This is a genomic window from Neobacillus sp. DHD-1R (genome assembly GCF_057747995.1).
In genome coordinates this window covers 2378640-2404829 of the sequence record NZ_CM173232.1, presented here as the reverse complement: position 1 = coordinate 2404829, position 26190 = coordinate 2378640, and the positions used below count along the sequence as shown (strand labels likewise).

At 39.7% G+C, this 26190-nt stretch carries 24 protein-coding genes and 2 pseudogenes; 4 read left to right on the top strand and 22 right to left on the bottom strand.

Annotated features, from left to right (window positions below; genetic code table 11):
• Entirely contained in the window at window positions 1-843 is an 843-nt protein-coding gene (locus AC3ANL_RS11615) for a fumarate hydratase (protein WP_488329362.1), read from the bottom strand.
• 3 nt (window positions 844-846) lie between these two features.
• On the bottom strand, window positions 847-1521 hold the full coding sequence (locus AC3ANL_RS11610) for a GntR family transcriptional regulator (protein ID WP_488329361.1): 675 nt from the start codon (window positions 1519-1521) through the stop codon (window positions 847-849).
• 290 nt (window positions 1522-1811) lie between these two features.
• Here AC3ANL_RS11610 and bacA point away from each other — a divergent pair, with 290 nt between their 5' ends.
• Both bacA and AC3ANL_RS11600 read left to right on the top strand, forming a co-directional pair.
• Window positions 1812-2609, top strand: coding sequence for an undecaprenyl-diphosphate phosphatase (bacA, locus tag AC3ANL_RS11605; RefSeq protein ID WP_488329360.1), 798 nt, complete (start codon window positions 1812-1814; stop codon window positions 2607-2609).
• 304 nt (window positions 2610-2913) lie between these two features.
• Window positions 2914-3486, top strand: coding sequence for a histidine phosphatase family protein (locus AC3ANL_RS11600; RefSeq protein ID WP_488329359.1), 573 nt, complete (start codon window positions 2914-2916; stop codon window positions 3484-3486).
• A 70-nt stretch (window positions 3487-3556) separates the two neighbouring features.
• Here the strand turns inward: AC3ANL_RS11600 and AC3ANL_RS11595 are convergent, their stop codons facing one another.
• The 3 genes from AC3ANL_RS11595 to AC3ANL_RS11585 form a co-directional block, all read right to left on the bottom strand.
• On the bottom strand, window positions 3557-4744 hold the full coding sequence (locus AC3ANL_RS11595) for an amidohydrolase (protein ID WP_488329710.1): 1188 nt from the start codon (window positions 4742-4744) through the stop codon (window positions 3557-3559).
• 70 nt (window positions 4745-4814) lie between these two features.
• The gene (locus AC3ANL_RS11590) at window positions 4815-6236 is read right to left on the bottom strand and encodes an MFS transporter (RefSeq protein ID WP_488329358.1); all 1422 of its coding nucleotides are present in this window, start codon (window positions 6234-6236) and stop codon (window positions 4815-4817) included.
• Between the two features lie 328 nt (window positions 6237-6564).
• Complete coding sequence (locus AC3ANL_RS11585; RefSeq protein WP_488329357.1) at window positions 6565-8904, bottom strand: helix-turn-helix domain-containing protein; 2340 nt, start codon at window positions 8902-8904, stop codon at window positions 6565-6567.
• Between the two features lie 199 nt (window positions 8905-9103).
• On the opposite strand from AC3ANL_RS11585, the gene AC3ANL_RS11580 reads away from it, so the two are divergent.
• On the top strand, window positions 9104-9727 hold the full coding sequence (locus tag AC3ANL_RS11580) for a trimeric intracellular cation channel family protein (RefSeq protein ID WP_488329356.1): 624 nt from the start codon (window positions 9104-9106) through the stop codon (window positions 9725-9727).
• 96 nt (window positions 9728-9823) lie between these two features.
• On the opposite strand, the gene AC3ANL_RS11575 is transcribed toward AC3ANL_RS11580, so the two are convergent.
• A complete protein-coding gene (locus AC3ANL_RS11575; RefSeq protein WP_488329355.1) occupies window positions 9824-10144 on the bottom strand; it encodes a ribonuclease E inhibitor RraB in 321 nt (106 codons plus the stop codon).
• A 212-nt stretch (window positions 10145-10356) separates the two neighbouring features.
• Here AC3ANL_RS11575 and AC3ANL_RS11570 point away from each other — a divergent pair, with 212 nt between their 5' ends.
• Window positions 10357-10773, top strand: a complete 417-nt coding sequence (locus AC3ANL_RS11570) for a DUF1284 domain-containing protein (RefSeq protein ID WP_488329354.1) — start codon at window positions 10357-10359, stop codon at window positions 10771-10773.
• A gap of 75 nt (window positions 10774-10848) precedes the next feature.
• Here the strand turns inward: AC3ANL_RS11570 and AC3ANL_RS11565 are convergent, their stop codons facing one another.
• The 16 genes and pseudogenes from AC3ANL_RS11565 to AC3ANL_RS11490 form a co-directional block, all read right to left on the bottom strand.
• Window positions 10849-11085 carry a hypothetical protein gene (locus AC3ANL_RS11565; protein WP_488329353.1) on the bottom strand — a complete coding sequence of 79 codons (237 nt, stop codon included), beginning with the start codon at window positions 11083-11085 and terminating at the stop codon, window positions 10849-10851.
• The gene (locus tag AC3ANL_RS11560; RefSeq protein ID WP_488329352.1) at window positions 11082-11405 is read right to left on the bottom strand and encodes a YbjQ family protein; all 324 of its coding nucleotides are present in this window, start codon (window positions 11403-11405) and stop codon (window positions 11082-11084) included. Before AC3ANL_RS11560 ends, AC3ANL_RS11565 begins: the two co-directional genes overlap by 4 nt.
• 293 nt (window positions 11406-11698) lie before the next feature.
• A complete protein-coding gene (locus AC3ANL_RS11555; RefSeq protein ID WP_488329351.1) occupies window positions 11699-12808 on the bottom strand; it encodes an extracellular solute-binding protein in 1110 nt (369 codons plus the stop codon).
• 90 nt (window positions 12809-12898) lie between these two features.
• Window positions 12899-13978, bottom strand: a complete 1080-nt coding sequence (locus tag AC3ANL_RS11550; RefSeq protein ID WP_488329350.1) for an acyl-CoA dehydrogenase family protein — start codon at window positions 13976-13978, stop codon at window positions 12899-12901.
• Window positions 13975-15135 (bottom strand): acyl-CoA dehydrogenase family protein, encoded by a 1161-nt coding sequence (locus tag AC3ANL_RS11545; RefSeq protein WP_488329349.1) that lies wholly within the window; start codon window positions 15133-15135, stop codon window positions 13975-13977. Before AC3ANL_RS11545 ends, AC3ANL_RS11550 begins: the two co-directional genes overlap by 4 nt.
• Before the next feature lie 102 nt (window positions 15136-15237).
• A complete protein-coding gene (locus tag AC3ANL_RS11540) occupies window positions 15238-16056 on the bottom strand; it encodes an enoyl-CoA hydratase/isomerase family protein (protein WP_488329348.1) in 819 nt (272 codons plus the stop codon).
• 57 nt (window positions 16057-16113) lie between these two features.
• Entirely contained in the window at window positions 16114-17304 is a 1191-nt protein-coding gene (locus AC3ANL_RS11535; RefSeq protein ID WP_488329347.1) for a CaiB/BaiF CoA transferase family protein, read from the bottom strand.
• Window positions 17305-17335: 31 nt separating this feature from the next.
• Window positions 17336-17980 (bottom strand): aspartate/glutamate racemase family protein, encoded by a 645-nt coding sequence (locus tag AC3ANL_RS11530; protein ID WP_488329346.1) that lies wholly within the window; start codon window positions 17978-17980, stop codon window positions 17336-17338.
• Window positions 17977-18072, bottom strand: a pseudogene (locus AC3ANL_RS11525) (SDR family NAD(P)-dependent oxidoreductase); the annotation flags it as partial. The pseudogene AC3ANL_RS11525 and the gene AC3ANL_RS11530, both read right to left, overlap by 4 nt.
• Before the next feature lie 79 nt (window positions 18073-18151).
• Window positions 18152-19489 (bottom strand): (Fe-S)-binding protein, encoded by a 1338-nt coding sequence (locus AC3ANL_RS11520; RefSeq protein ID WP_488329345.1) that lies wholly within the window; start codon window positions 19487-19489, stop codon window positions 18152-18154.
• Entirely contained in the window at window positions 19490-20893 is a 1404-nt protein-coding gene (locus AC3ANL_RS11515; RefSeq protein ID WP_488329709.1) for an FAD-binding oxidoreductase, read from the bottom strand.
• Window positions 20894-20974: 81 nt separating this feature from the next.
• Window positions 20975-22175, bottom strand: a pseudogene (gene lhgO / locus AC3ANL_RS11510) (L-2-hydroxyglutarate oxidase).
• Between the two features lie 43 nt (window positions 22176-22218).
• Window positions 22219-23016, bottom strand: a complete 798-nt coding sequence (locus AC3ANL_RS11505) for an ABC transporter permease (protein WP_488329344.1) — start codon at window positions 23014-23016, stop codon at window positions 22219-22221.
• Complete coding sequence (locus AC3ANL_RS11500; protein WP_488329343.1) at window positions 23016-23960, bottom strand: ABC transporter permease; 945 nt, start codon at window positions 23958-23960, stop codon at window positions 23016-23018. Before AC3ANL_RS11500 ends, AC3ANL_RS11505 begins: the two co-directional genes overlap by 1 nt.
• On the bottom strand, window positions 23924-25021 hold the full coding sequence (locus AC3ANL_RS11495) for an ABC transporter ATP-binding protein (protein ID WP_488329342.1): 1098 nt from the start codon (window positions 25019-25021) through the stop codon (window positions 23924-23926). The genes AC3ANL_RS11500 and AC3ANL_RS11495 overlap by 37 nt, the downstream gene beginning before the upstream one ends.
• Window positions 25022-25071: 50 nt before the next feature.
• A complete protein-coding gene (locus AC3ANL_RS11490; RefSeq protein ID WP_488329341.1) occupies window positions 25072-26082 on the bottom strand; it encodes a TAXI family TRAP transporter solute-binding subunit in 1011 nt (336 codons plus the stop codon).
• Between the last annotated feature and the right edge of the window lie 108 nt (window positions 26083-26190).

Genomic DNA, 26190 nt, shown 5'->3' with positions numbered 1-26190 from the left:
CTATAACACAGCCGTCTTTTTACGAGCAGCGTGACATTGAATGTTTACTGCAACAGGTAATGCGGTTATATGACAGGCATATTTTTCAATTGGTACCCATAATGCGGTATTGGTCCCGCCTAACCCTTGTGGACCAATGCCTGTGTTGTTAATCTCCTCTAGAAGTTCTTGTTCCAGCTGGGCAATATGCGGCTCATGATGATGAACACCAATTTCCCTTAACACAGCATGTTTCGCTAGGGAGGTTACTTTATCAAAGCTGCCGCCGATGCCAACTCCGACCACCACGGGCGGGCAAGCCTTTCCTCCTGCTTCTTTAATCGTTTGTAAAACAAAATTCTTCACCCCTTGCATGCCTTCTCCTGGAAGCAGGAATTTCATTGCACTCATATTTTCACTGCCGCCGCCTTTTGGAAGGACCGTGAATTTGATTTGATCACCTGGGACAATTTCGGTATGTACGACAGCTGGTGTATTATCCCCTGTGTTCACGCGAATGAGCGGATCCCCGACAACGGATTTTCTTAAATAGCCTTCTCGATATCCAGTTCGTACTCCTTCTTGAATCGCATCTAAAAAGCTACCGCCTGTTATATGGACGTCTTGGCCAACGTCTACAAATACCACGGCCATACCTGTGTCATGACAATAAGGCATGTGATTCAGCTTGGCTTCATCTGCGTTTTCAAGAAGCTGCTGCAGGATCGTTTTCCCGATGGGAGAAGCTTCCGTCTTTTCAGCACGTCTAAAACCCGCCACTACATCCTCGGGTAAGTAGTAGCAGGCTTCCCAGCATAGTTTGGCAACGGTTTCAATAAGTTGATCGACATGAACGATTCGCAAATATTATCTCTCCTCTAATTGTTCAATGACTTGAACCAAGTTTGTTAGATCCTCTTGCGTATGCTCTTTTAATCTTTCGGATGCTTTTTTCGGGTTTCTCTCTTTTAATGCCAGGTAAATGTCCGTATGACCTTTTAAAATGGTATTTACACGGTCTTCCCCTTGGATATTTAATACACGATAATAATAAATCAATCCATTCAAATCCTCTACAAGCTTCATTAATCTAGCATTGCCGCTGTACTGGATAATGAGTTCGTGAAAACGGGCATTACATGCAATAATAGAATCTGATTTACCTTCTTTTATCGCTTCTGCTGTTTTTGCTAACGTGTTTTCCAGCTCTAGCAATTGCTCCTCTGTTGCGCGTTCTGCAGTAAGCTCCACGGCTGTTGACTCCAGGGAAATCCTGCACTCGTAAATATCGCGCACATCCTGTAAATTTGGTTTATAGACGGAGATTTGTGACTTTTGATCCATTACAAGTAAGCCTTCAATTACGAGCGCCCGAATGGCTTCTCTCACCGGACTGCGGCTAATATTGTACAGTTTCGCAATTTGAGCTTCATATAATCGATCGCCCGGTTTGTAAATACCATAAAAGATACTTTCTTTTAGGGATTGTTGAATTTGTTGATAGTACGGCAAAGGCTTTATCAATGGGTTGTTATCGAACATTTCTTCACCTCATTTCAATTGGCTTTTCATTCTTGTGTCAGTTCATGGTGGTTCTTTTTCTATCCTATGTCGGCTGTCGACAAGGCACATTTTTATTATAATAAAAATATTCAGATATTTCAAATTATATTTTCATACTTTAGTCTCACTTCTACTTAGAAAAAGAAATTAAATTTTTATTAAAACAACCCTAAATTTAGATTAACTTTTTCTTGAAAGCGTAATTTAATGGTAGTATTAAAATTGCGAAATTTGTTTGGTTTATTTTGAAATAAGGAAGAAGGAAAATCATGAATGAACATATCATCGCTTTTATTTTAGGCATCGTAGAAGGATTAACTGAATTTTTGCCTGTATCATCGACAGGTCACTTGATTTTAGTGGGGAACTTATTAGGATTTACAGGTCAAAAGGCAAATACCTTTGAAGTAATCATTCAACTTGGGTCCATGCTTGCTATTTTAGTATTATATTGGAAAAGATATCTTTCACTTTTAAATTTCAGCACGATTGGAAAACCAGTAAAAAAGTTAGATGTCATTCACATCATTTTAGGAGTCATCCCTGCCGCAGTGGTAGGGTTATTGTTACATGACTTTATAAAAACACAGCTTTTTTCTCCCACTGTTGTCGTGTACAGCCTGGTTGCAGGAGCCATTCTAATGATTTTTGCAGAAAAAAAACATGGAGCGTTCACTACTAATACCGTGGATGAGTTGAGTTACAAACAAACATTCATGATTGGATTATTTCAATGCTTAGCGGTCATCCCTGGATTTTCTCGTGCAGGATCAACCATATCCGGTGGGTTACTCGTTAAAGCCAATCATAAAACAGCTGCTGAATTTTCCTTTTTAATTGCCCTTCCGATTATGGTCGGAGCAACGGGCTTGGATTTTATTAAGAGTTTAGACTTCTTGCATGCTAGTGACATCCCTTTGTTCGCGATTGGCTTTATCACTGCGTTTGTGGTAGCCATGTTAGTAGCCGTCGTATTCTTAAAGATAATCGAAAAAATCGGTTTAACTGTTTTTGCCTACTACAGAGTTGTTTTGGCAGCCCTATTTTTTATCTTTATTATTCTTTAAGAAGCTTCATTCATTATCTTCAATGGAAAAGCTGGTCCCTCGCTTTTAAAAAATAACTCGAATAATGGACACTTTTAATAACGTCCCTTATTCGGGTTTTTTTATGCCCTATGAAACTCCTGCCATATAACATTTATTCCCATTAAAAGTTCCACGGCCATTTATCTGACATAAGATATAGGTGACAGTCAGTTAAATGGCAAAATAGCCAAAAAATATCATTACTAGAATTAGACGGAAGTTTGGCACACGCTGGCTTACTCATTCATGTGACACTTTGAAAAATCAATATAGGAGAATTCTAATGGAAATTTCATTAATTAGACATGGAAGGTCCAGGTTTACCGACAATAAGCCCATCTCATGCAAACAATTTAAAGATTGGCTGGACCAGTATGATCGGCATGGAGTTTATGAAGAAAATTCCTATCCGGCTGATACTCTTGAAAAAATGAGGAATGCCACGATTATATTCACCAGTGATTTGAAAAGATCCATTGAGTCTGCAGTCATATTAAATCCAAAAAAGAAAGCAAAAATAAATCCTTTATTTCGTGAAACAGAGTTACCTACCCCTTCGACAGACTATCCAGGATTAAAATTAAATCCTGCGATCTGGGCCGTTATGTTAAGGGGGTTATGGCTCAGTGGCTATTCGAGCAACTGCGAGTCCTTACAGGATGTAGAAGCGAGGGCGAGAAGAGCCGCAAAGGTATTAATGAAATATGCACATAAACATGCTCGAGTGGTCTTAGTCGGACATGTTTTTTTTAATAGGTTAATAGCGAAGGAATTGCTTAAAGCGGGATGGAAAGGAAAGAATACGACCAGTTTAAAACACTGGGATTGTACGACCTATGTTATGCTGGACTCATAATATCCTTCAAGTTCTTACCTGGACCACAAAGATAAAAAAGCGTTCCTGCCTATTGCAGAAACGCTTTTTACTAATCTAACTCATAATAACCACAAACGACATATCCTACTGCTTTTGCTGCTACGAGAAGGGCATCTTCATCGATATCAAATTTAGGATTATGGTTAAAATAAGGTTTTTCTACGCCCTTAGGTGTACAACCGATATAGAAGAAGCATGAAGGGAATTTTTCAGCATAATAAGCAAAGTCTTCGGATGGCGGCATAGCTGGCCACTCTTCTACTTTTGTAATATCTTGATCATTTGCACTCTTTAAGAATTGAGATACTTTCTCTGTTAATTCTGGATTGTTATAAAGTGGTGGATAATCATTTTCGTAAGTTAGATCACATGTTACACCAAATTCTTCTTCGATTCCTTTTACAATACGTCTCATTTCTGTTTCAATTCTTTGTTTTGTTTCAACAGTCATATAACGGATATCACCTTCAAGTTCTACACTATCTTTGATAACATTGAAAGTACCTTTACCATCAAAAGACCCAATTGTAATAACACCAATATCAAATGGACTTAAACGACGGCTAATAATCGTTTGAACTGCAGTAACAAAATAAGCACCAGCTACAATGGCATCATTTGCTAGATGTGGTGAAGAACCATGTCCGCCTCTACCTTGAATTTTTAATTTCATGTATGCTCTACCGTTAAATGAATATCCAGCGTGGTAACCAACAACCCCCGCTGGTCCCATTGGTAATAAATGAATACCAAATACATTATCTAAATCGTCAAGAATTCCTGATTCGACAATACTCTTTGCCCCGCCTGGCGGAACTTCCTCTGCATGTTGATGAATAATTTTGATGGTACCTGGAATTTCATCTTTTAATTGAATGAGGCAATCCGCTAAGATTAACAAATAGGCTGTATGTCCATCATGACCACACCCATGAAAAACGCCTTCATTTTTTGATGCAAATGGTAAATCTGTTTCTTCGACAATTGGGAGTGCATCAAAATCAGCGCGCAAACCAATATTTTTCCCAGGTTTTCCACCTTTAATCGTTACGATAATTCCATAGCCATTGCCTACATTCGTTTGAACTTCTACATCCTTACCTTTATAAAAGTCAATAATATATTGAGCCGTTTTTTCTTCTTTAAACGAAAGCTCAGGATTTTCATGTAGATGTCTGCGAATTTCAATCATTTCATCCTTACGAGATTCTAACATTTCCATTAATTTACTTTTCATCATCTTGTCATCCTTTCCTTACTTTTTAAAAACGCCACTAACTGTGGCGTTTTCTGTTTCTACCTGCTCATTAATCTAAGACAGGTTTGCCAGCCTTTGATTTTTTAGGAGCAGGAGCTGTTTTTCCAGCATCTCCTGGCACCATAAAGATAATCGATAATATGGAAAGGACACCGAATATCACGTTTACGATAATTCCTACTGAAGCCGCTGTTTCAAGATTTCCATTTGCTGCGATTGCACCGTAAACAGTTGCAGAAATCGCAACACCGAATGCACTGCCAAGCGAGCTTGCCATTTTATAAACCCCAGCTGCTTCACCTACTTTGTCAGCAGGAGCATTTGATACAGAGGTATCTGTTGATGGTGTCGCATAAAGTCCAAGTCCAAGTCCAAATAGTACAAATCCAATGAAGACAACAACTGTATAAGTGAAGTCTGGTAAGAATGTTAAGCCCATGATTGCCACACCAATTGTTGTTATCAGAGCACCCCAGATCATTGGTGATTTTGCCCCTACTTTTTGTAATATTTTCTCTCCGACACGAATCATCGCAAGTACAACTACTAAATACCCAAGTGATAACATACCTGATTGGAAGGAATTAAATCCACGACCTACTTGTACATACGTATTGGCTACAACTAGGGTACCCGCAATTGCATTCAGCAAGAAATTGGAAATCGTCGCACCCGTATAAGGCTTATTTTTAAATACAGCAAAGTCAATCAATACGATATCTTTACTTTTTTCAACTTTGATGAAAACAATTAAACCGATGATTGTGACAATCAATAGGCCGATTGTAAGCGGGCTTGTCCATCCCAAATCTGATCCGTAATTAATAAATACATTCAAAGCAAGCATTGTGATGATAAAAATAACTAAGCCAGCGTAATCGAATTTAAAAGCACCTTTAGATTCTTGTTTACTTTCTGGTGTATCTTTCAGAAGAAACATACCAATAACAGCAAAGATGATGGAAAAAATGAAAATCCATCTCCAACCCATATAGGTGGCAATGGCACCGCCGGCAAAAGAGGCAACCCCTGATCCGCCCCAAGAACCGATGGACCAGAAACTTAGAGCACGCTGACGATCTTTCCCTTCGAAATAAGCTTTCATTAATGCAATGGTTGAGGGCATAATACATGCGGCTGAAAGCCCTTGAATGACACGTCCAATAATGAGCAATACGGACCCTTGAGCTAAAACTAGGCAAAGTGAACCGATTATACTTAAAATAAAACCAATATTGGCAATCTTTTTACGTCCAATTTTATCGGCAAGACCACCAGCAGCAACGATAAACATTCCGGAGAACAACGCCGTTAAACTAATCGCAATGTTCACCGTTCCAAGGGAAATACCCAAATCTTTTTGAACAGCTGGTACTACATTGACCATTGCTTGTGCAAATAGCCAGAATGTAATAACACCAAACACAATTCCTATGATCATTTTATCTGTACCTTTATAACTTGTTTCCATGACTCTTCCTCCTAATTATTCTCTAATGAAGCAACGGTAAAAATTAAATAGATTGCTGTGTTCTTGTTTAGCATTTACATTAATTCGAAAAAAATAATGAAAAAATAAAATCTAAATGCTTTCCACAAGTTAATTATAAAAAATTGTTCTAAAATTAATGAGCCATTATTCGCCCATCTATTCCTTAAAAATAGGAAAATATTTCACCAATCGTGATTCATATCAAAAAAGGGAGGTCGATTTTTAACTTAGCAAGTAAATAAGCGATTTGAAGAAACTCATAAAAATGCAAAAAAGCCATTGTAGCCTCCTTACTACAATGACTTTTTTAGATAATCGATTTTCTAATATCAAAAAAATGAATTGCATTAATCGTTAAATAGGAATAAAAAGACCAATCATCCTCAATGCTTTCATCATATATCTCTAAATCAGGATGACTTGATCGATTGATATAATCAATAATTTCCAAATCCATCCCATGCTTACTGTTTAAATTCCACCATTTCGTATATAAAGCACCGTGATCTTTATCAAAAATATGTTTCCGAATCTGATACTCGCCTGCTTCTAGCCCAGTAATCTTCACTAAAATCTCTTTATTTAGCTTTTGAAGAAAGGCTTCCTCAATGGAATAATAAGGATTTACCGTATTACAGTTCATAAGCACTAACTGATAACCTCGATCATTTTGCATCATCAAATAATCTGATCCTTGAGCAATGATTGTCCCATTCAGTTTCTTAGCAAATACCATGGCAAAAAAGGCTGGCCGTTTTCCGCTGAAATAATGAAATAATTCCAAGCCTTCAATACGAATCCTCAGATCCTTGCCCCCGCCTTCATGTAAGGCTGTGTTAATCCAAAAGCCAATCGATTCTACTTCATTCCTAACATCCAAAACACTTTTCAACACTAATGCCGCCCGAAAAAAAGTTCCGTTCGTAAAGCGAGTGTTTCCAGACAGTGTGTTCCATGAAATCAGATGAAGCGGCTTCTCCAAATGATGCTTTTTTAGATACGATTTTATTTTCGCCGTTTTTTCTTTCAAATAATCTTTAGCCAAGAAAAAGCGGTCATTACTCAATTCCTGAAAATCAATAATGTCATTCTGGTTGGAATGATAACCAATAAAATCGATATGATTGGCTTCAGTTAACATCCATTTATTAGGATCACTGGTTTTCCCATCCTTATAGGAGAATGGTAAAAACACACCCACATGAATGTCTGGAACAAGATTTTTTAATAAATCAACCATTTTTAAATACACACGTTTTAATTCCTTTGCTTCAACAGCGGTGTAATAGCGCTCATAAAAGAGAAAGTGCCATGAACTTAAATAAGATGCTCCGTATACTTGTAAACAATGCTTCATAAATCCATACAGCTTTTCAAAATATCTTTCTTCATTAGCGGAAATCTCTTGATATTCAATCCTAATAAAAAGAGAAAGTCGATTCTTTATCATAAAATTTAAGGCAACATCTGATTGAAAATACGGTGAACTGGTTGCAATCGCTTCATCTGTTTCAACATCTGCAGTAATCGTTTCCCCGCTTAATAAATGTCTAATCCCAATATAATCAAGACGCATATCTTCCTTCGCCATCAGCACTTGGGATCTTACATCTTCCTTTAGCAGCTCTTTCAATTCTCTAATGATTAATACATGATCAGGGCGAGATAGTTTCGCATTGATTGGTTTTGAAACATCGAGCAGCAATTCTTCAAAACGAGACTCCGTATTACTATAGGATTGATCATGTTTGGTGAGGACGGTTCCCAATTCCGCTAAAATATCAGGTGAATTGATTAAGGTTTCTGCATCTTCAATATGATAGTTTTTAACCAACTCAACTTGGTCCTCTGAATGGCTTTCACGGTACACATGTGGTGTAACTCCGTACATTTCTTTAAAGAGACTCGTAAAGGACTTGGTATTCGCAAATCCATTTTTCATAGAAATTTGGGAAATCGTCTCATTTGTATACAGCAAATCCTTTACACTATGCTTTAATCTGATGTTCATTAAAAAACGGCTAAATCCTATTCCCATCTTTTGTTTAAAATACCGCGATAAATAACCGGTTGAAAGGTAGGATTTTTCCGCCATTTCTTCTAGTGTAATAACTTGATGATAATTTCTTTCCATATACTCAATCATTTTTGTGAGCCGAAAATCATCTGTATCCATTTTTTCAATGGCGCTTCCTTTTTGCTTAAACCGACGGATCAGCATTAACAATATTTCACATAAATATCCCTGCATTTCAATTTGATAGCTCTCATCTCTTCTACTATAGGTAATCATTAATTCCACAAGCAATTTTCTCACTTTATCGAGCATGATTTCTCTGCCCATTTCTATATCTTGAGAAAAGCACTCAAACCTGCTGTTTCGATATTCTGAATAGTATTGATCCATAAAGGAATCTGAAATATTTAACAGTAGCACACAATTTTTTTGCATTCCTTGTGCTTGAAAAAGTTGGTTTCGATTAATAAGAAGCACATCATGTTCTTTTAGCACAAAAAAGCGACTATCGATCTCAACCGTTAATTCCCCGTTAATCACAAAAATAAACTGCAATCCTTGATTCACTCGTGGAGGTAAAAATTGAATATTCTTTAAGGAAATTTGAAAATCGGTCAATTGTTCAACCATCTAATCACCTCTTTGTTATTTTCTTCAAAATCTCCAATATATTATTATTGACATACTTAACAAGATATAATTATATTCCAATAACAAATAAATTGTATTATATTATTATATAGTAACAAAAACAATAGTTGATTCGTTTCATATGATTGAAGCTTTGGCATGTGAAAATGAGTGGAATTTTAAAAAAGGAGGAATCGCTTTGACTTGGGAAATTCTTAGCATCATTGGTACGATAGCTTTTACGATAAGCGGTGCCCTTGTCGCAATAGAAGAAGATTATGATATATTAGGAGTTTACGTTTTAGGGTTTACAACAGCCTTCGGTGGAGGCCTCATTCGTAATCTATTAATTGGAATACCGATTGAGCATATTTGGGCGCAAATTTCATTATTTGAAATCGCCTTTTTCGCTGTAACTATAGTTTTTATATTGCCAATAAAATGGATTTATCAATTAGAAAAATGTGTGTTTTTATTTGATGCCATTGGCTTAGCAGCATTCGCTATTCAAGGTGCAAACTATGCTGTATCGATTGATGCGCCATTAATTGCCGTCATCCTTGCCGCTACCATGACTGGAGCAGGCGGCGGAATGATTCGAGATGTCCTTGCAGGTCGAAAACCGATGATTTTTCGTTCAGATATATATGCCTTATGGGCAGCTTTAGCAGGTCTTGTCATTGGGTTAGATTTGGTACACGGACCTTATGGCACACTTATCCTGTTAATCGCAATCGTAGTCTTTCGGATCTTATCCGTCTACTTTAAATGGAATTTACCACACAAAGTTCATATGGATCATAAAAATAGTATTATCAGTTAAATAAAGTACCAGGACCAAAAATATAATGGTCCTGGTACTTTATTTTGATCATCGATCATTCAAATTGATAATTGTCTATACGATTCCGAAATCCTTTTAGTCTACAAAAACACCCCAGCCGTCAGAATAACCACCATGTGGTTTACTTAAAGTATCTAATTTATTCTGAATCTTAATTAATTCATTATAATTTAAGAGCATTCTTTTCGAGCAACTACAAGCCCACTCGTCTGTTTCGTCATCTTGTTCTAAGAAACAATTGAAGCCTTCTCCTTTGAGGACTTGCGCTAATGTTTCACCTGTTGCTTGATCAGGCACGGCTACAAAAAACTCGACTGATTGTTGTTTTTTAAAATCTACTCCATCTTTAGATAGACTGCGTAACGCATCTCCATCAGCATCATTAGGGAATTTCATTCATTTTTCCTCCATATTCTAGTACTTACAATGGTGTCATTATAATTCACTTATTCCTTTTTTTCTATCATAAATGGTTCATCTTTTCACTCATCACAATTTGGGTGAATTTTTCTGGTTTCATATGTTATGATAATTCAAAGAGATGTTAACCATATCATAATTTCAGTTTACTTTAAATCCTAATCGATAAATCGCACTGGAGGAGAATTATGTTTAAGTTGCGCGGCCATCACCTTTTTTGTCTTCTTGGCTATCGGGGCATGGGCTATTCTCAAGAATACGTGGAAAATATGACACGTGTGCATCAAACTTTGAGAAATAACCCCGAAATATTGATTCAGCTTGTCAAGGGACCAGATCAGTTGTGTGAGAAGTTCCCGAACTCAGGTGAATATCATTGCCAAAACGAACAGATTTTTGAAAGAGATGCTGTTATTTTAGACAAAATGAACCTAAAAATCGGACAAATTTTGAAATGGGAGGAGATTGAGTCTCGTATCCGAAAGCATGTCATCCCCTCCGATATTCAAGTATTCTGCGAAACTTGTTCCTGGCGTTCTTATGGAGTTTGTGAAGAAGGAATTCGAGAAATCCATGAAGGAAAGGGCTTAAGGCAAGTTCAATAAGCCCTCTAAAATGGTAAAATGGGGTCAGTCCCCCGGTGCGTTAAAGCTTTAATACACCGGGGGACTGACCCCTCTTTATTTTTCTTTTTTATAAAAACGCTCCCCTGTTTGAGGGTTAAAGTACACTCTTGTTTTTTCATTGGTCACTGGGTCAATGTTTACTTCTTCTGTTTTTTCAAATCCAGCAGGCACTTTTTCACCTTGCCGGCCTTTGAAACGTTTGTCATAAATAAAAACCCCTAGTAAAATAAATACAATTACAGCGATGATTTGTAACCCGTAATAGGTAATAATAATCCAAAGACCATTCATTCTATTTTTTCAACTACTACTGCCGTTCCATATGCAAAGATTTCACTCATGTTTTTTCCCGCTTCTCCAGAGTCAAAGCGAGTCATGACTACTGCATTGGCACCCATTGCTGTTGCATTCACGATCATCCGGTCCATGGCTTCTTTTCTCGAATCCTCGAGCATTACAGTATATTGTTTAATTTCACCTCCAACTAAGCCTTTTAAGCTTGCCATTATATCCGCACCCAAGCCACGGCTTCTAACGATTAAACCAAAGACAGGTCCTTTTACTTCGACTACTTTGTAGCCATGGATATTTTCTGTTGTTACCACTTGCATAAAAACACCCCAATTTTACATTTTTAATATAGACGGATTGTACATTTTTCGTGATGGCGCACCCGTTAGAAGGTGTCATCCAATTCTTCCTCATTATACCATTAAAGCACATCCGTTTATTAAAAATTTTTTCCCGTCTTTCCTCTTTAATCTTGGATATTAATCAGGATTGTACCAGTTTCAATTCGAATAAATAGATTCTGGCCTCCTATCTCATAACTACAAAAAAATAATACTGTACCCCGGTATTTACCGGGGCAGCAGTATCTCAACATTTGTATCTCGAAAATCCCTTATTTCAATAATTTCCCTAATTCCGGAGTTACTTCCTTTGTCCACCGGTCTGTCCATTCACCGCGGATTTTTGCTAATTTATTAATGTCCACTGTGTATGTTTTATCTGTATCGTTTAAACCAATGATATCTTTATATTTATCTGGTATGCCCAGTCCATTTACAACTGGATAAAAACCTTCTTCTGAAATCGCTTTTTGTGATTCTTCACTAATTAAGTAGTTGACAAATTCGAGCGCTTCTTTTGAATGCGGTGAGTTTTTAACCACTGCGGCACTAAAAGCATTCTTGTTTACACCTTCTTTAGGTACAACCATTTTCAATGGAATTCCGGAATTTGCTGCCAGGTCAGCAATGACATAGCTTCCCATAACGGTAACATCAGCAGCTCCCTGTTGAATCGCCGGCATCATTTGCGTTGAATTTTTGTAAAAAGTGGATGAATAACCGGCAAGTTCCTTTGCCTTTTTTAGACCAGGTTCCAGGTTATCGATGCTTCCTCCGTTTGCAAGAGCTAAATTATATAATGTGTTAAAGCCCCAATCATTGGCTATATCAGCAAATGCTGTTTTTCCTTTGTATTCAGGACGAATCAGGTCATTCCATGACTGTATTGGTGCGATCCCCTTCTTTTTAAACACTTCTGTGTTATAAGCTGGTGCAATCACCAAGCCAAAGGCAGGTGCTGCTACATTCTGAAGCGCAACAAATTCTTGATCCACATTTTTCATATTCGGAACCATTTTTTCGTTAATGTTTTCGATTAGTCCTTTTTCGTTGGCTCTTTGAACATCAATTGGTACAAAGAAAGCGATATCAATTTGCGGTGCATTTTTTTGTAATTCTACCTTGGACAATATTTCACCCGATAACCCAGAAATATAATTGACCTGAATACCGGTTTTTTCCTTGAATTTAGGTGCAATAATATCACGGATAACTTTTTCGATTTTACCACCATTTCCTGAAATTGTAATTTGTTTAGCCCCTCCTTTTTCTGTTGTGGCTGCAGACTTTGCATCCCCTGGTTTTTGTGGAGTAGGGTTGCCACAAGCGGCTAGGGCCATCATCATAAAAACGATCACAAACAAACTTAACCATTTTTTCATTTTACTTTCCTCCCTTTATTGTCCTATCAAATTTTAATTTGGTACATCAGCGAGAAAAAAGATTTTCAGCTTCATAACGAAGTAGAATCGTTAAATGGAAATTTGATTGTTCATGGATGTTATGAAAGACCATAAATCATCTGCTTCCATATTAAAAATTTCATCACCTAGTTTGCTGGCCCAATGACTCTCATTTCCATATTCATCTCGCCATGACCAGAGTCTTCTCGTGCTTTGCTGCAAAGAGTGTTCTTCCGTAAAACCAATTGCTCCGTGTATTTGATGGGCGATCGGCGTGGCAAGGCTAGCTGCCTCACCTACTCGAATTTTTGCTGCGATGATTTGGTTCTTTCCATTGCCAGCTTCAAAAGACTTAATGGCTAATTCCGTAATCGCTTTTGCGGCTGAAACTTCACCCGCCAGTATGGCGATTTGTTGTTGAATTGCCTGAAATTTGGCGATTGGGCGTCCAAATTGGATTCGTTCTTTTGAATAATTCACACTCAATTCAAGAATCCGTTCGAGTGCGCCAGTCATTTGAACGGACCTAATCAGTGCAGCCATATAGTAGAACTTATCAACATTGACTACTCTTAGGCTAGCTACGTTATCACTCTGTACTTGAACATCTGTAAAGTACACATGATCTCTTGCCTCACCTGCATAATTCTTCCCCTCATCGATACGGCAAGTACCCGGATCTACAATTGCCACCATATTTTCCTGTTCGGACTCCCCAATGACCACAATCGCCTCCGCATATCGTGCATAGGGTACATCATAGGCAGAACCAGAAATCGTCCACCCGCCTTTAACTTCATTGAATGTTATTTGATTCCCATTTTGAAAGGAAGCAATCGTGGTGGGTTGGTCTAATAAAGGTAAATCGATATTCGAAAGGAGCCAATTTGCCATAAACGTCTCAGCAATCGGGATGGGTGCTGAGAAACGCGCTGCATTCCTTAAGAACGTAAGGGCATCAGCTAAGTCTCCCCCTGTCCCGCCTGATTCTTCAGAAATCCCAATCGCTGTCATTCCGGTCTCAACAAGTGTTTCCCATAGTTCTGTAGGAAAAATGCCTTGTTCAGCAGCTTCAACCACTTGTTTCGTGCACAAATCCTTCATGATTTTCTCTGTCGTTTCCTGAATAATCTGACTCATTTCGTTCATCGGATCCCTACCCCCCTTGCAATAATGCCTCTTAATATTTCTGTTGTTCCTCCCCTAAGTGTAAAACCAGGAGAATGCAATAACGCCTCCGCTAACAAGGATTTAAAGCGAACATTGGTTACTTGAGTGTGCGCAGATACTAATTCTCTGGCAGCTTCTGCAATCTGAAACTCCAATTTTGTTCCTATATCTTTTACTAACGCGGCCGTAACATCAGGAGAAACACCTTTTTCAAGCAAGCCCGCCACTCCTAGCGACATTTCCCGTAACGTTGTTAGACGTGCTGCTAATTTACCAATTGTGATTTTTATATGGTCATTGGCTCCTTCTTGTTGCAAAACGCGAATTAACTCAACAAATAGGGGAAAGGTACTTAAGAATCGCTCTGGTCCGCTACGTTCATAGGCTAGTTCAGCCATACTTTGTTTCCAGCCATCCCCAATCGTTCCGACCACCATATCATCGGGAACGAAGACATCTTCAAAAAATACTTCATTAAAATGATGTTCCCCGGTCATTAACTTGATCGGGCGCACAGTTACACCAGCGGCAGATAAATCCACCACTAATTGGCTTAACCCTTCATGTCTGTTGTCTGTTTTCGCTGAGGTACGGCATAAGGTCACCATAAAATGTGCATGATGTGCCCCACTTGTCCATACCTTACTGCCATTAAGCCTCCAGCCGCCTTCTACTCTCTTTGCATTCGTCGAGATCGAGGCGAGATCTGAACCTGAATTTGGTTCGCTTAGTCCGATGGAAAAAAAGATTTCACCTTGAGCGATGCGTGGAAGAAATTCATTTTTTTGCTTCTCCGTTCCATATCTCAGGAAAAGGGGACCTGTCTGACGATCGGCAAACCAGTGTGCAGCCACAGGTGCACCGAAAGCCAATAACTCTTCCGTCACCACATAGCGTTCTAATGCCGAACGCTCATGACCGCCATACTCCTTGGGCCAGGTCATTCCCAGCCATCCATGTTGCCCAAGCTTGCTGCTAAACTTTGCATCCCAATGACTTAACCAAGAATCACAATGAGGAACAAATGCTCCTTCTATTATTTCCTTTTTTAGGAATTGTCGTACTTCCTGTCGAAGCTTTTCTGACTTTTCCGTTAGCTGTATCGTTTCTAACTCCAAACTTTTTACCAATATCATTCACCTCCGAATAATCTATAAGCTACCCTTAAGGGGAAAACATGTTTGGTAATCTAGGAAACTTTCTTTACGCAGAACCCTTAAGGGCTTTATGGAACCAACTTATTTAAATTCTGGCTTTCGTTTCTCATTGATTGCATTTAAGCCTTCTTGATAATCAGGATGTTCAGTAACCAACCCCATAAACGAAGACACCATATCGAGAGAAGTTCTTAAGTCCATCTTTAAACCTTGATAGACCGTCCGTTTGATTAAGCGTATCGCCTGTTGCGGACCACGGGCTAGTTGATTGGCTAGTTTATACGCTTCCTCCATCAATGCTTCATGCGGCACTTGTTTTGTGATCAATCCAAGTTTAGAAGCTTCTTCCACATCTATAATTCTCCCCGTCCATAACAATTCAAGTGCTTTATCAATCCCTATTATTCTAGGTAAATAGTAACCACCGCCGTCACCTGGGACAATTCCTACGTTGACATATCCTTCACCAAATCTTGCCCCCGAAGAAGCGATGCGCAAATCACATTGCAAGGCCATGTCGAGTCCGGCTCCAATGGCATCTCCATTTATCGCGGCAATCGTTGGTTTGTCAATTTCCTCCATTAACAACGGAATTCTTTGGACATGCTTCCATAAACTATTCTTTCGCGCTAATCCCGTTGTTGAGAAATCCTTTTCTTCTTGACCGGAGAGATCTAAGAAACCTAATCCGTTTTTCATCGATTTAATATCCCCGCCGGCACAAAAAGCCTTGCCATTCCCTGTTAAAATCAACACACGAATCTCATCGTTGTCCCTGACCTCTTCCAAGGCCTTAATCCATGACTTAATCATCTGCAGACTAAAAGCATTTCTTGCGTAAGGTCGATTTAGTGTAATCGTTGCGATTCCATCCTCTACTTCAAAAAATAAATCAGACATGTTAGCACCCTTTTCATTCATTTTTTTTTCGTTCTAATAGGTTTGTATAAAAATCGATTAAATGGCTCCCTCGGACTTTAAATTCTCGATTTCTTGTAAATCTAGTTTTAATTCCTCTCGCAGAAAGGAAACCGTATGCTCCCCTAACAGAGGCGGGTGCCTGCGAATCTTCATTGGTGTATTCGAAAAACGAATTGGATTTCGGACTAATTTAATTTTTCCTAACGTAGGATGTGAAACTTCTTCCACCATTTCCCTCGCTAGAACTTGAGGATGCTCTAATGCTTGTTCCACATTGTTAACGGGGCCTGAAGGAATTCCTTTTTCCGAAAGAAGCTTAAACCATTCATCTGCCGTTTTCGTGATAAAGATGTGTTCTAATTGCTCTGTCATTTCTTCACGATTGGCAACCCTCGCACTGTTCGTCCTGAATTTCTCCTCTGTGAGCCATTCAGGGCGATCAAGGATTTCACAGAGTTTCTTAAATTGTTTATCATTTCCAACGGCAATCATCATCGGCCTGTCTTCACATTGGAATACTTGGTATGGAACAACATTATTGTGCTGATTGCCTAATCTTTTCGAGATATAGCCTGTATTTAAAAAACTACTCGCAATATTCGCAAGCGAGCTAATTTGGACATCTAACAAAGATAGATCAATGTGCTGCCCTTCGGCTCCTTTATCTCTTGCTCGGATCGCAGACATAATGCTTACCGCTGTATATAAAGAACAAATAATATCGACAATCGGTACTCCGACCCTGGTTGGCTCTCCTTCATTAAATCCAGTTACGTCCATCAACCCGCCAATCGCTTGAATCACAGGGTCAAAACCTGGTTCCTTGCAAAAAGGTCCCGTTTGCCCATACCCTGTAACGGAACAAAGAATGATATTGGGATTCACTTTTTTCAGTTGTTCATACCCAATCCCTAACCGATCCAGTGTCCCTGTAACAAAGTTTTCAAGAACGACATCCGCTTTTTTAACGAGTTCTAAAAATAATGCTTTCCCTGTCTCATTTTTCAAATCGATGGTAACAGATCGTTTATTTCGGTTCGCGGTGAAATAATATGTGCTTTCACTTTGTACAAAGGGGGACCAATCCCGCATACTATCCGTTCCTTTAGGCGATTCAATCCGAACTACATCTGCCCCCAAATCCGCTAGAATCATAGAACCTGCAGGGGCGGCATAAATTCTCGATAGATCAAGAATCTTTATATCTTCTAATGGCAGTGTCATCATACATCCCTCCTAGCTTATGGTTTAAGGTCACTCACACCGATGATACATTGCGTATATAGGCAAGGCATCTTTTAGCGGAGGCTTTTGGTGCAGTTAGAATGGGGACAGTTGATTGAACCTGTGCCGCGATATGCTCCATACTATATTGCGATAGGACAATCACATCTACCTTCCCTTCTAACTGATGAATCATATTTCTCACCCGATGATCGTGTTGTCCTTTATTCCCTTTAATCAGTGTGTGGATAAGTCCCGGTTCTACTATGGATTCCACTTGAACACCTGGGTTTTTGTCTTTTAAATAACTCAATAAAGCTACAGGCGTTTCTTTTACGGTAGAAATTAAACCGATCCTTTCATAGACTAACGCCTCATCGAGTACGGCTTCATCTGATCGAAATAATTTCATTGGGTATAGCGGCTGCAGGATATTCGTTACGTTATTAAACGCAGAACAACTGAGCTGAATACAGTCCACATCCGATTCATCAGCTAAGTTCACTAATAAGGAAAATCGTCGGATAATCTCTGGTGTAAGTGAACCACTTTCTTCTATCATTGAAAGCAATCCAGTATCCATAAAATGCAGGAGTTCAACATGACTGGATTCCTGTTCAAATGCTTTGACGATTGGATCTAATGCCGTGGTTGTAGCATGAATCAGCCCGATTTTCATAGTGCTCCCGATTTCCCGCCGTCGATATTGACGGCTGTCCCGGTTACATAGGATGCTGCATCAGACACGAGAAACGTAATCACTTTACTTGCCCCCGTGATAAGTGCTACTTTCCCTTTTAATCCCAAATCCATAAGAATCCATCTCCCTCCTATTGATAAAGCAAGTTGTTTATCCAAAACCGCAGCTCTCTGCTAATAGTTCAACTAAATGCATACTTCTTATTTGATTGGAACGTCCTTGCCGTTGAATACCGAGGCTTATTTGCAGTTGGCATCCAGGATTGGCAGTGACGACAACGGTCGTATTCGTCTGGGTTACTTTCGTCATCTTCTCATCGAGTATTTTCATCGATTCATGAAAGTGGAGCAGATTGTAAATGCCTCCTGACGCACAGCAGCGATCGGCTCCTTCCATTTCGATGTATGTGGCACCCGGTATGGACTGAAGCAGCAGTCGTGGCTCTTTATATACTTTTTGAACGTTCCGTAAATGACAGGAGTCCTGATACACCACAATGTCAGCCGAAGATTTTTTTAAGGGAAGTGGGCCATATTTGACAAGAATTTGGCTTATATCCTTTGACTTTTTAACAAACTCCTTAGCTAAATCCCTCCATTCAGCTTCATTTGCTAATAAATGGTCATATTCCACTAGTGCGGCTCCACAGCCACCGGCATTGTTCACAAAGAAATCGGCACCCGAATTCTCAAAGGCTCTTATATTTGCTTTAGCTAATTCTTTTGCCATTTCATGTTGACCTTGATGAGCGTGCAGGGCCCCACAGCATGTTTGCGCCTCTGGTATCACCACCTCACATCCTATCGATGTTAGCAGCTCAGTCGTCAAACGGTTCGTTCGCGACATCATCGCATCCATAATACAACCAGTGAAAAAAGCAATCCGAATTTTCTTCTCCCCTTTTGGAGGAATAGTAGTCCCACGTTTGAGTCGTTTAGACGGAGATTCGACTAAAGAAACTGCTTTTTCTAGCTGGGCCATCGGTTCTGATAGCCTATTAAGCACATTTGTACGGTGAACCAATTTATTTAGTCCCGTTTTTTGGTACCACCACACTAGATTTCCAAGTGCTTTCATCCGTCTAGGATAAGGAAATAAGTGGTTTAATGCTCCATTTTTCAACCTATTCGCAACGGTATACTGGTCGTTACTCTGTCTATTTTCAATGATTTCTCGCGCCGCTTCTAGGATATGCCCATACGGCACACCGACCGGACAGGCAGTCTCACAAGCCCGGCATCCCAGGCATAAATCGATTGGATTCGCTAAATGTTCTTCAATCTCAATCTTTCCCTCAGATGCCATCTTAACGAGATTGATTCTTCCTCGTGGAGAAGCTGATTCTTTCCCCATAGATGTATAGGTTGGACAGGCTGGTAAACAATAACCGCACTGAATACATTGATTTGTCCAATCATAGGTTTGTTCAAATAGCTTTTGCGCGGCTAGATTGCTAACTTTGCTTTCTTGAATGACAGATGCTTTCATTTAGGTAAGCGCCACCTTTGTCTGACCAACTGTTAGAAAAATTTTCCCAGGATTTAAAATTTGATTTGGATCCCAAGCATCTTTGATTTTTTTCATCATCAATAGCCCTGCTTCTCCAAGCTCCATCTCCATATAAGGGGATTTTAAAATTCCAATCCCATGTTCCCCTGAAAGAGTTCCCCCTAGCTCAACAGCTGCCTCGAATATTTCGCTAACGGCATCCTCGACTTTTTTCATTTCGGGAATGTTTCGCTTATCCGTGATAATATTCGGATGAAGATTGCCATCACCGGCGTGGCCAAAAACAACGAGATTCAGTTGATATTTCTCCCTTATTTGCTCTAGCCGTTTCATCATGGCTGGAATCTGGCTGCGTGGAACGGTTGCATCTTCAGATATTTTTGTTGGACCCATTCGGGTTATAGCAGGTGAAACCATCTTTCTCGCTTTCCAAATACTTTCCCTTTCAGCCTCATTTTGCGCTACTTTTACATTGATCGCTCGTGCTATTACACACAGCTCTTTACATTTCTCCATTTCTTCTTCAATAGCTGCTGGATGTCCATCTACCTCGATGATAATGACTGCATCTGCTTCTACTGATAATCCAGACGGACTATAAGCTTCGACCGCACGAATACAGGCATTGTCCATTAATTCCATCGCGGACGGTAAAATACCAGAAGCTAAAATTTTTGTTATCGCATGACCAGAATCAACAAAGTCGTTAAAGTATGCAAGCAAGGTTTTTCGTGCTTGCGGCTTTGGGATTAACCGTAAAATCGCTTCTGTTACAATTCCCAATGTACCCTCTGAACCAACAATCAGCCTTGTAAGATCGTATCCAGTTACATTTTTTACGGTTTTGCCGCCTGTCTTGATTATATCCCCCAATGGCGTGACAATTTCTAAGCCAATCACATATTCTTTAGTTGTTCCATACTTAAGCCCTCTTGGTCCGCTTGAATTCTCCAAAAGATTGCCCCCTATCGTTGCAACCTGGGAACTGCTGGGATCAGGAGGATAAAATAATCCGGCTTCCTCTGCTTTTTTATGAATGTCTGCCGTTATGACGCCTGGTGAAACAATGGCAAGTAAATTTTCACGATCAATGACTAATTTGTGATTCAGTCGAGACATATCTAAAACCATTCCTCCCTTAACCGGAAGTGGTCCCCCACTTAGTGAAGTTGCGGCGCCTCTCGGATAGACGGGAATAAGATATTTATTCGCTAGTTTGACAAGCTGGCTGATCTCTTCTTTATTACTTGGTTGAATGACAATATCAGGTAAATACTGGCCAAAAGAGGCATCAAAACTATAAGAATATCTTTCTGCTAAATCGATAAATACACGGTCAGACGGGATGATTTTTTCGATTTCCCTAATGAATTCAGTCCCCATCTTGTTCACTTCCTTTGCTTTTCCATACCATTCATCCATCCAAAACACATGCAGCCCTTCTTCTAAATACTTGGGTAATCGTTACGTTACTAGGGAGTACGATGTGAGCATTTCTACTACTTTTTTACCAATCTCGATCGAGGCCGTTGCGGCCGGAGAAGGAGCATTACAGATATGGATAGAACGTTTGCCGTTAACAATATAAAAATCATCTATTAATGAACCATCGAATCGTAAGGCTTGGGCTCGTACACCGGCTGGTCCGGGAATGAGATCCTTCTCCGTTACACTTGGAACGAGTCTTTGAACCTCTTCTAGCAATTTCTTTTTATGAAAGGGAACGAATAATCTCCTCCATCCCTTCTTTCCTATAAAGCTTCGCTAGCTTCCAAAATCCTGAGTAGGACAGTACCTCTGCTGCATCTTTAAAGTTAAAAGACGTTTTCTTATATCCTTCCCGTTTCAAACTTAAAACGGCATTTGGTCCTACATCCACCGTACCGTCTATCATTCTAGTAAAATGCACCCCCAGAAAAGGAAAATGAGGATTTGGAACAGGGTATATAAGGTTTTTGACCAAATGTCTTTTTTCAGGTACAAGTTGATAGTACTCTCCGCGAAACGGAACAATTTTTAAATCCAGTTTATACCCTGTTAACTTTGCCATACGATCACTATGCAAGCCGGCACAGTTAATGAGCATGGAGCCATGAAGAACCCGGTTATTCGTCTCAATGATGACTTCCTTTTCAGTTTCTTTTATGCTCTTCACTTCCGTATTTAAAAAGATCTCTCCGCCATTCTCGCGAATAATCATTCCCATCTTTTCACAAACATTTTTATAACTCACAATACCGGCCATTGGAACATGAATGGCTTCAAGACCGCTTACATTAGGCTCCAATTCTAACAGTCTCTCTCGGTCGATTTTGCTAACTTCTAGACCATTTTCTAATCCCCGTTGACATAGATTTTCTAATAATGGAAGTTCATTTTTAGAAGTGGCAACAATAACTTTGCCGCATTGTTCATACTGAATACCATATTTCCTGCAAAAGGCAATGATCGACTTGTTACCCTCTTTGGCTAAGCGGGCTTTCAGACTGCCAGGCTTATAATAGATGCCAGAATGGATTACCCCGCTGTTGTGACCGGTTTGATGAAACGCAAGCTGGGATTCTTTTTCTACCACGGCAACTTTTATGAGCGGATATTTTTTATAGAGTGCCATAGCAACTGATAGTCCAACAATACCGCCGCCAATAATGATGTAATCGTACAAAGTCGTTTTCCCCCGTCTCTATCAGGATTTTGTCCCATTTGGATTACGAATGTGAGCCGCCGAATACTTTGCCAACGCCCTGCATTTTTTCAAGAATCACAATCAAAATGACCGAGATGAAGATTACGACGCTGGAAACAGACGCAACGATTGGATTATAGGCATCCTGCATCTGGGAAAAAATTTCGATCGGAAGCGTCCTCATATCTGGTGATATCATGAACATGGAGACCGTTACATTATCGAACGATGTAAGAAAGGCGAACAAGCCTCCAGAAATAATCGCTGGGCGTATGAGCGGCAGGGTCACTTTCCAAAATACGACAAGCGGATTTGCACCAAGAATGGCCGCGGCACGTTCGAGATTGTAATCAAATCCGCTAAGTCCTGTTAAAACCAGTCTGATGACATACGGGATACAAATAATGATATGGGCGAGTAAAAAGCCGGTCGATGTACCAGCTAGCATCAATGGAGTAAAGAAAATCAATAGCGCGATTCCAAGAACAAGTTGAGGCACACTTAATGGTGATGTGAGTAGTGATGTAATATAGGTTTTGCCTGGAATATCATACTTTGCAATAGCCATCGCTCCGAGCGTACCAAATAGAACAGAAAAAAAGGCGGCTAAAAGAGCGAATTTCACACTGTTCATCATCGCTTCCATGAACTCTGGGCGATCCACAAGCTTTGTATACCATTGAAGGGAAAATCCCTCTGGAGGAAAGCTTGGATAACTTGCACTAGTGAAGGAAGCAGGAATGACCACAATAAGTGGAATTAATATATAAATAATCGATATGATCGCAGCGGCCGTGCGCAACCATGTGAGACTTTTCATTAACGGAAAACCTCCTTGAATTTGCTTCGTTCAAACGCACGTGTAAAGATGGTGACCGTAATGAGGGTCGTTGCCAAAAGAACATATGAAATCGCCGATCCAAACGTCCAGCGCAGCAGATTATTAATTTGATCGTATACGACCACTGGCATCACAGGCACATTTGCACCACCCATTAGGGCAGGTGTGACATAAGCGCTCATCGATAAGCTAAACACTAGCACACAACCTGAAATGATTCCTGGCAAACTGAGCGGAAGTGTGATGGAAAAGAAACTACGAATCGGACTCGCTCCTAAGATGGCGCTCGCTTTTTCCAAAGATGGATCGATGTTGTACAGGCTAGTGGCAATCGCAAGAACCATAAATGGCAGGTAGGCGTTTGAGAGACCGATCACCACTCCAACCTCTGAAAATAAAAGCTTGAGCGGAGTATTGATAATCCCTAGCGACATTAATGTTTGGTTAATCGTTCCATTTGGCAGCAATAAAAGATACCAGCCAAAATTTCTTACTACAATACTCACTAAAAGCGGAGAAGCGATTAATAAAGCGATCACACCACGAACTCGAGGCGAGCTTTTAGCCATCGTTAACGCCACTGGATAGGCAAGTATGAGAGAAACAATTACCGTATACAAGCTAACTTTTACCGTGACCCAAAGAGATGATAGATAGTAACTATCCGTGAAAAAATGGACATAATTTTTGAGGCTGTATGCTGCGTCCGTGCCGCCTAAATTGTCGGATGAAATAAAACTTAAATAGAGGATGTACAGCATCGGCACAATAAAAAAGCCAAATATGAACAATAAAATGGGAAGGAGCAGCAGAAGACCTGGTATCCAGCTCTTTTTATTTTTAAACTTTTTCTTAGGTTCTAATGTCACTGTATTTCGTTCTTGTTTTATTTCTTGATTAGCATAAGATCGTACGGGTTCCATCCGATATACACCTCGCTTCCCTGTCTCCAATTAGTGTCAAAGGAAGGTGTTAATATTTGTAGCGGTTTTCCATGCAATGAAACATCAACCTCCCAGGAGGTTCCTAAATAGTTCAATTGCGTAATTTTCGCTTTGTGTAACTCTAGTGTGGAAGAGGTTCTTTCCGATGAAGAGATTTGTATCTTTTCCGGACGTATATACAGCTTTACCTGATCTCTCATGCGGCAAGCTCTGTCACTCCCCATCACATTTTCCAAGTCGACATGGGCTACTTCGTCATTCACGAGGACAGAAATTTTCTGACTGTCTATCGAAGCAATCGTTCCTTCGAAGCAATTCGATTTTCCGATGAAATTAAAGACAAATTCGGTTTCAGGATGATTATAAATTGCTGTTGGCGTGCTAATTTGTTCAATTTTCCCTGTATTCATAACAACCACTCGATCCGACATGGAGAGTGCTTCTTCCTGATCATGTGTCACGAAAATCGTCGTAACTCCAATTTCTTTTTGCAGGCGCTTGATTTCTACCCGCAATTCATGCCGTAATTTCGCATCTAGATTGGAAAGAGGCTCATCGAGAAGGAGCAATTCTGGCTCGACTACTAGTGCTCGGGCAATCGCTACACGTTGGCGCTGACCTCCCGATAATTCACGCGGATAGCGATTTTCAAGCCCTGACATCTTGACAAGTTCAAGTGCTCGGGCAACCTTCTTTCCTTTTTCCGATTTTTCCACCTTCCTCAGCTTTAAACCAAAATCGAGATTTTCATAAACAGTCATATGAGGGAACAGGGAATACGTTTGAAATACCATACCTAAATCGCGTTTATAGGGCGGTGTTTTTGTTACTTTTTTCCCTTTAATAAATACATCACCCTCATCCGCTTCTAGAAAGCCAGCAATGAGATTTAATGTTGTCGTTTTTCCACAGCCGGATGGCCCAAGCAAGGTAAGCAATTCTCCCTGCTTCACATTAAGGTCTATACCGTTTAGGACCACATTTGATCCAAATTGTTTGAATGCCCCTATTATTTCTACATCATTTTGGATTGCTTGCATGATTGGAACTCCTTTCTCTCCTCCAGTGATTTATGTTTGAAATAGTAGATTTAATGATAGATTCCATGTTTTGAAAAGTACTTTTCCGCTCCGGGATGGAATCTGAGTGGAATACCTGTTTTTGCTTCCAAAAGTTTAATATCACGGGCTGCAGGGTGTATTTCTTCCAGTTCAGGTAAATGCTCATATAATGTTTTTACTAGATTATAAGCTTCCTTATTGGACATGTCTTTATTTGTAAGCAGGACATTTTTGATTGAAAACGTTGGTATATCTTTTTGCTGACCATGGTAGGTTTCTTGAGGAATGACGGCTTCTGAATAAAAACCAAACTGATCCCTAAGTTGATTAACGATTTCTTCCGGAATGGGAATTATTTTAATAGGCATTTCTTTAGAAAGGGATGTAATTTCTGGATTTGGCAAGCCTGATACAAAAAATGCGGCATCAATGGTTCCATTCCTTAAAGCATCCGCGGATTGTGAAAAAGATAGAGTTAATTTTTTGATTTTATTACTAGTCAATCCAGCCTCTTGAAGCGTGCGTTCTGCAATAAGTTTGGTTCCACTATCAATAGAGCCTACACTTACCCGCCTTCCGGTTAAATCCATTAAAGAGTGAATGCCACTTTTTTCTGTAGTGACAATTTGTATAAAATTGGAATAGAGACCAGTTAGGGCTCGCAGCGTTTTTTGAGGTTCCTCCCCTTTCAAGTGTTGTTTTTCTAAGAGACCTAGTGTGTCAACGGTGGCAAATCCTAATTCGGCATTCTTTCGGGTGACTAACTTGGTATTTTGAAATGAAGCATTCGTTACTTGAGTAGCTGATGCCAATCCATTGTACTTTGCATACAAATCCGCCATGGCCTGACCTAAAGAGAAATAGACACCGGACATATCACCTGTTGCAATGATAAGAACATCTTCTGACTTAGCCGATGGATGTTCCTGATGAGCATGCACAATAGCCGGGGTAGGGATTGCTTGCTTGTCATTTTCCATTGTGCATCCTGCCAGAAAGGTTAAAAGTATGGTTGCAGTGAAGAATGTTCGTATCTTCATCTACGAATCTCCTTTCATTAAAAAATAAATGCAATTTACGTGCCAAAATTCTGATAACTATAAAATGTATACGCTTTCATATATTTGGACTGAATGATAAAATCAAAT

Excerpts from the sequence above, each read along its gene's own strand:
- AC3ANL_RS11610 (WP_488329361.1), bottom strand. The coding sequence starts at position 1,521 with ATGTTCGATAACAACCCATTGATAAAGCCTTTGCCGTACTATCAACAA.
- bacA (WP_488329360.1), top strand. The coding sequence starts at position 1,812 with ATGAATGAACATATCATCGCTTTTATTTTAGGCATCGTAGAAGGATTA.
- AC3ANL_RS11600 (WP_488329359.1), top strand. The coding sequence starts at position 2,914 with ATGGAAATTTCATTAATTAGACATGGAAGGTCCAGGTTTACCGACAAT.
- AC3ANL_RS11595 (WP_488329710.1), bottom strand. The coding sequence starts at position 4,744 with ATGAAAAGTAAATTAATGGAAATGTTAGAATCTCGTAAGGATGAAATG.
- AC3ANL_RS11590 (WP_488329358.1), bottom strand. The coding sequence starts at position 6,236 with ATGGAAACAAGTTATAAAGGTACAGATAAAATGATCATAGGAATTGTG.
- AC3ANL_RS11585 (WP_488329357.1), bottom strand. The coding sequence starts at position 8,904 with ATGGTTGAACAATTGACCGATTTTCAAATTTCCTTAAAGAATATTCAA.
- AC3ANL_RS11575 (WP_488329355.1), bottom strand. The coding sequence starts at position 10,144 with ATGAAATTCCCTAATGATGCTGATGGAGATGCGTTACGCAGTCTATCT.
- AC3ANL_RS11570 (WP_488329354.1), top strand. The coding sequence starts at position 10,357 with ATGTTTAAGTTGCGCGGCCATCACCTTTTTTGTCTTCTTGGCTATCGG.
- AC3ANL_RS11565 (WP_488329353.1), bottom strand. The coding sequence starts at position 11,085 with ATGAATGGTCTTTGGATTATTATTACCTATTACGGGTTACAAATCATC.
- AC3ANL_RS11560 (WP_488329352.1), bottom strand. The coding sequence starts at position 11,405 with ATGCAAGTGGTAACAACAGAAAATATCCATGGCTACAAAGTAGTCGAA.
- AC3ANL_RS11555 (WP_488329351.1), bottom strand. The coding sequence starts at position 12,808 with ATGAAAAAATGGTTAAGTTTGTTTGTGATCGTTTTTATGATGATGGCC.
- AC3ANL_RS11550 (WP_488329350.1), bottom strand. The coding sequence starts at position 13,978 with ATGAACGAAATGAGTCAGATTATTCAGGAAACGACAGAGAAAATCATG.
- AC3ANL_RS11545 (WP_488329349.1), bottom strand. The coding sequence starts at position 15,135 with ATGATATTGGTAAAAAGTTTGGAGTTAGAAACGATACAGCTAACGGAA.
- AC3ANL_RS11540 (WP_488329348.1), bottom strand. The coding sequence starts at position 16,056 with ATGTCTGATTTATTTTTTGAAGTAGAGGATGGAATCGCAACGATTACA.
- AC3ANL_RS11535 (WP_488329347.1), bottom strand. The coding sequence starts at position 17,304 with ATGATGACACTGCCATTAGAAGATATAAAGATTCTTGATCTATCGAGA.
- AC3ANL_RS11530 (WP_488329346.1), bottom strand. The coding sequence starts at position 17,980 with ATGAAAATCGGGCTGATTCATGCTACAACCACGGCATTAGATCCAATC.
- AC3ANL_RS11520 (WP_488329345.1), bottom strand. The coding sequence starts at position 19,489 with ATGAAAGCATCTGTCATTCAAGAAAGCAAAGTTAGCAATCTAGCCGCG.
- AC3ANL_RS11515 (WP_488329709.1), bottom strand. The coding sequence starts at position 20,893 with ATGGGGACTGAATTCATTAGGGAAATCGAAAAAATCATCCCGTCTGAC.
- AC3ANL_RS11505 (WP_488329344.1), bottom strand. The coding sequence starts at position 23,016 with ATGAAAAGTCTCACATGGTTGCGCACGGCCGCTGCGATCATATCGATT.
- AC3ANL_RS11500 (WP_488329343.1), bottom strand. The coding sequence starts at position 23,960 with ATGGAACCCGTACGATCTTATGCTAATCAAGAAATAAAACAAGAACGA.
- AC3ANL_RS11495 (WP_488329342.1), bottom strand. The coding sequence starts at position 25,021 with ATGCAAGCAATCCAAAATGATGTAGAAATAATAGGGGCATTCAAACAA.
- AC3ANL_RS11490 (WP_488329341.1), bottom strand. The coding sequence starts at position 26,082 with ATGAAGATACGAACATTCTTCACTGCAACCATACTTTTAACCTTTCTG.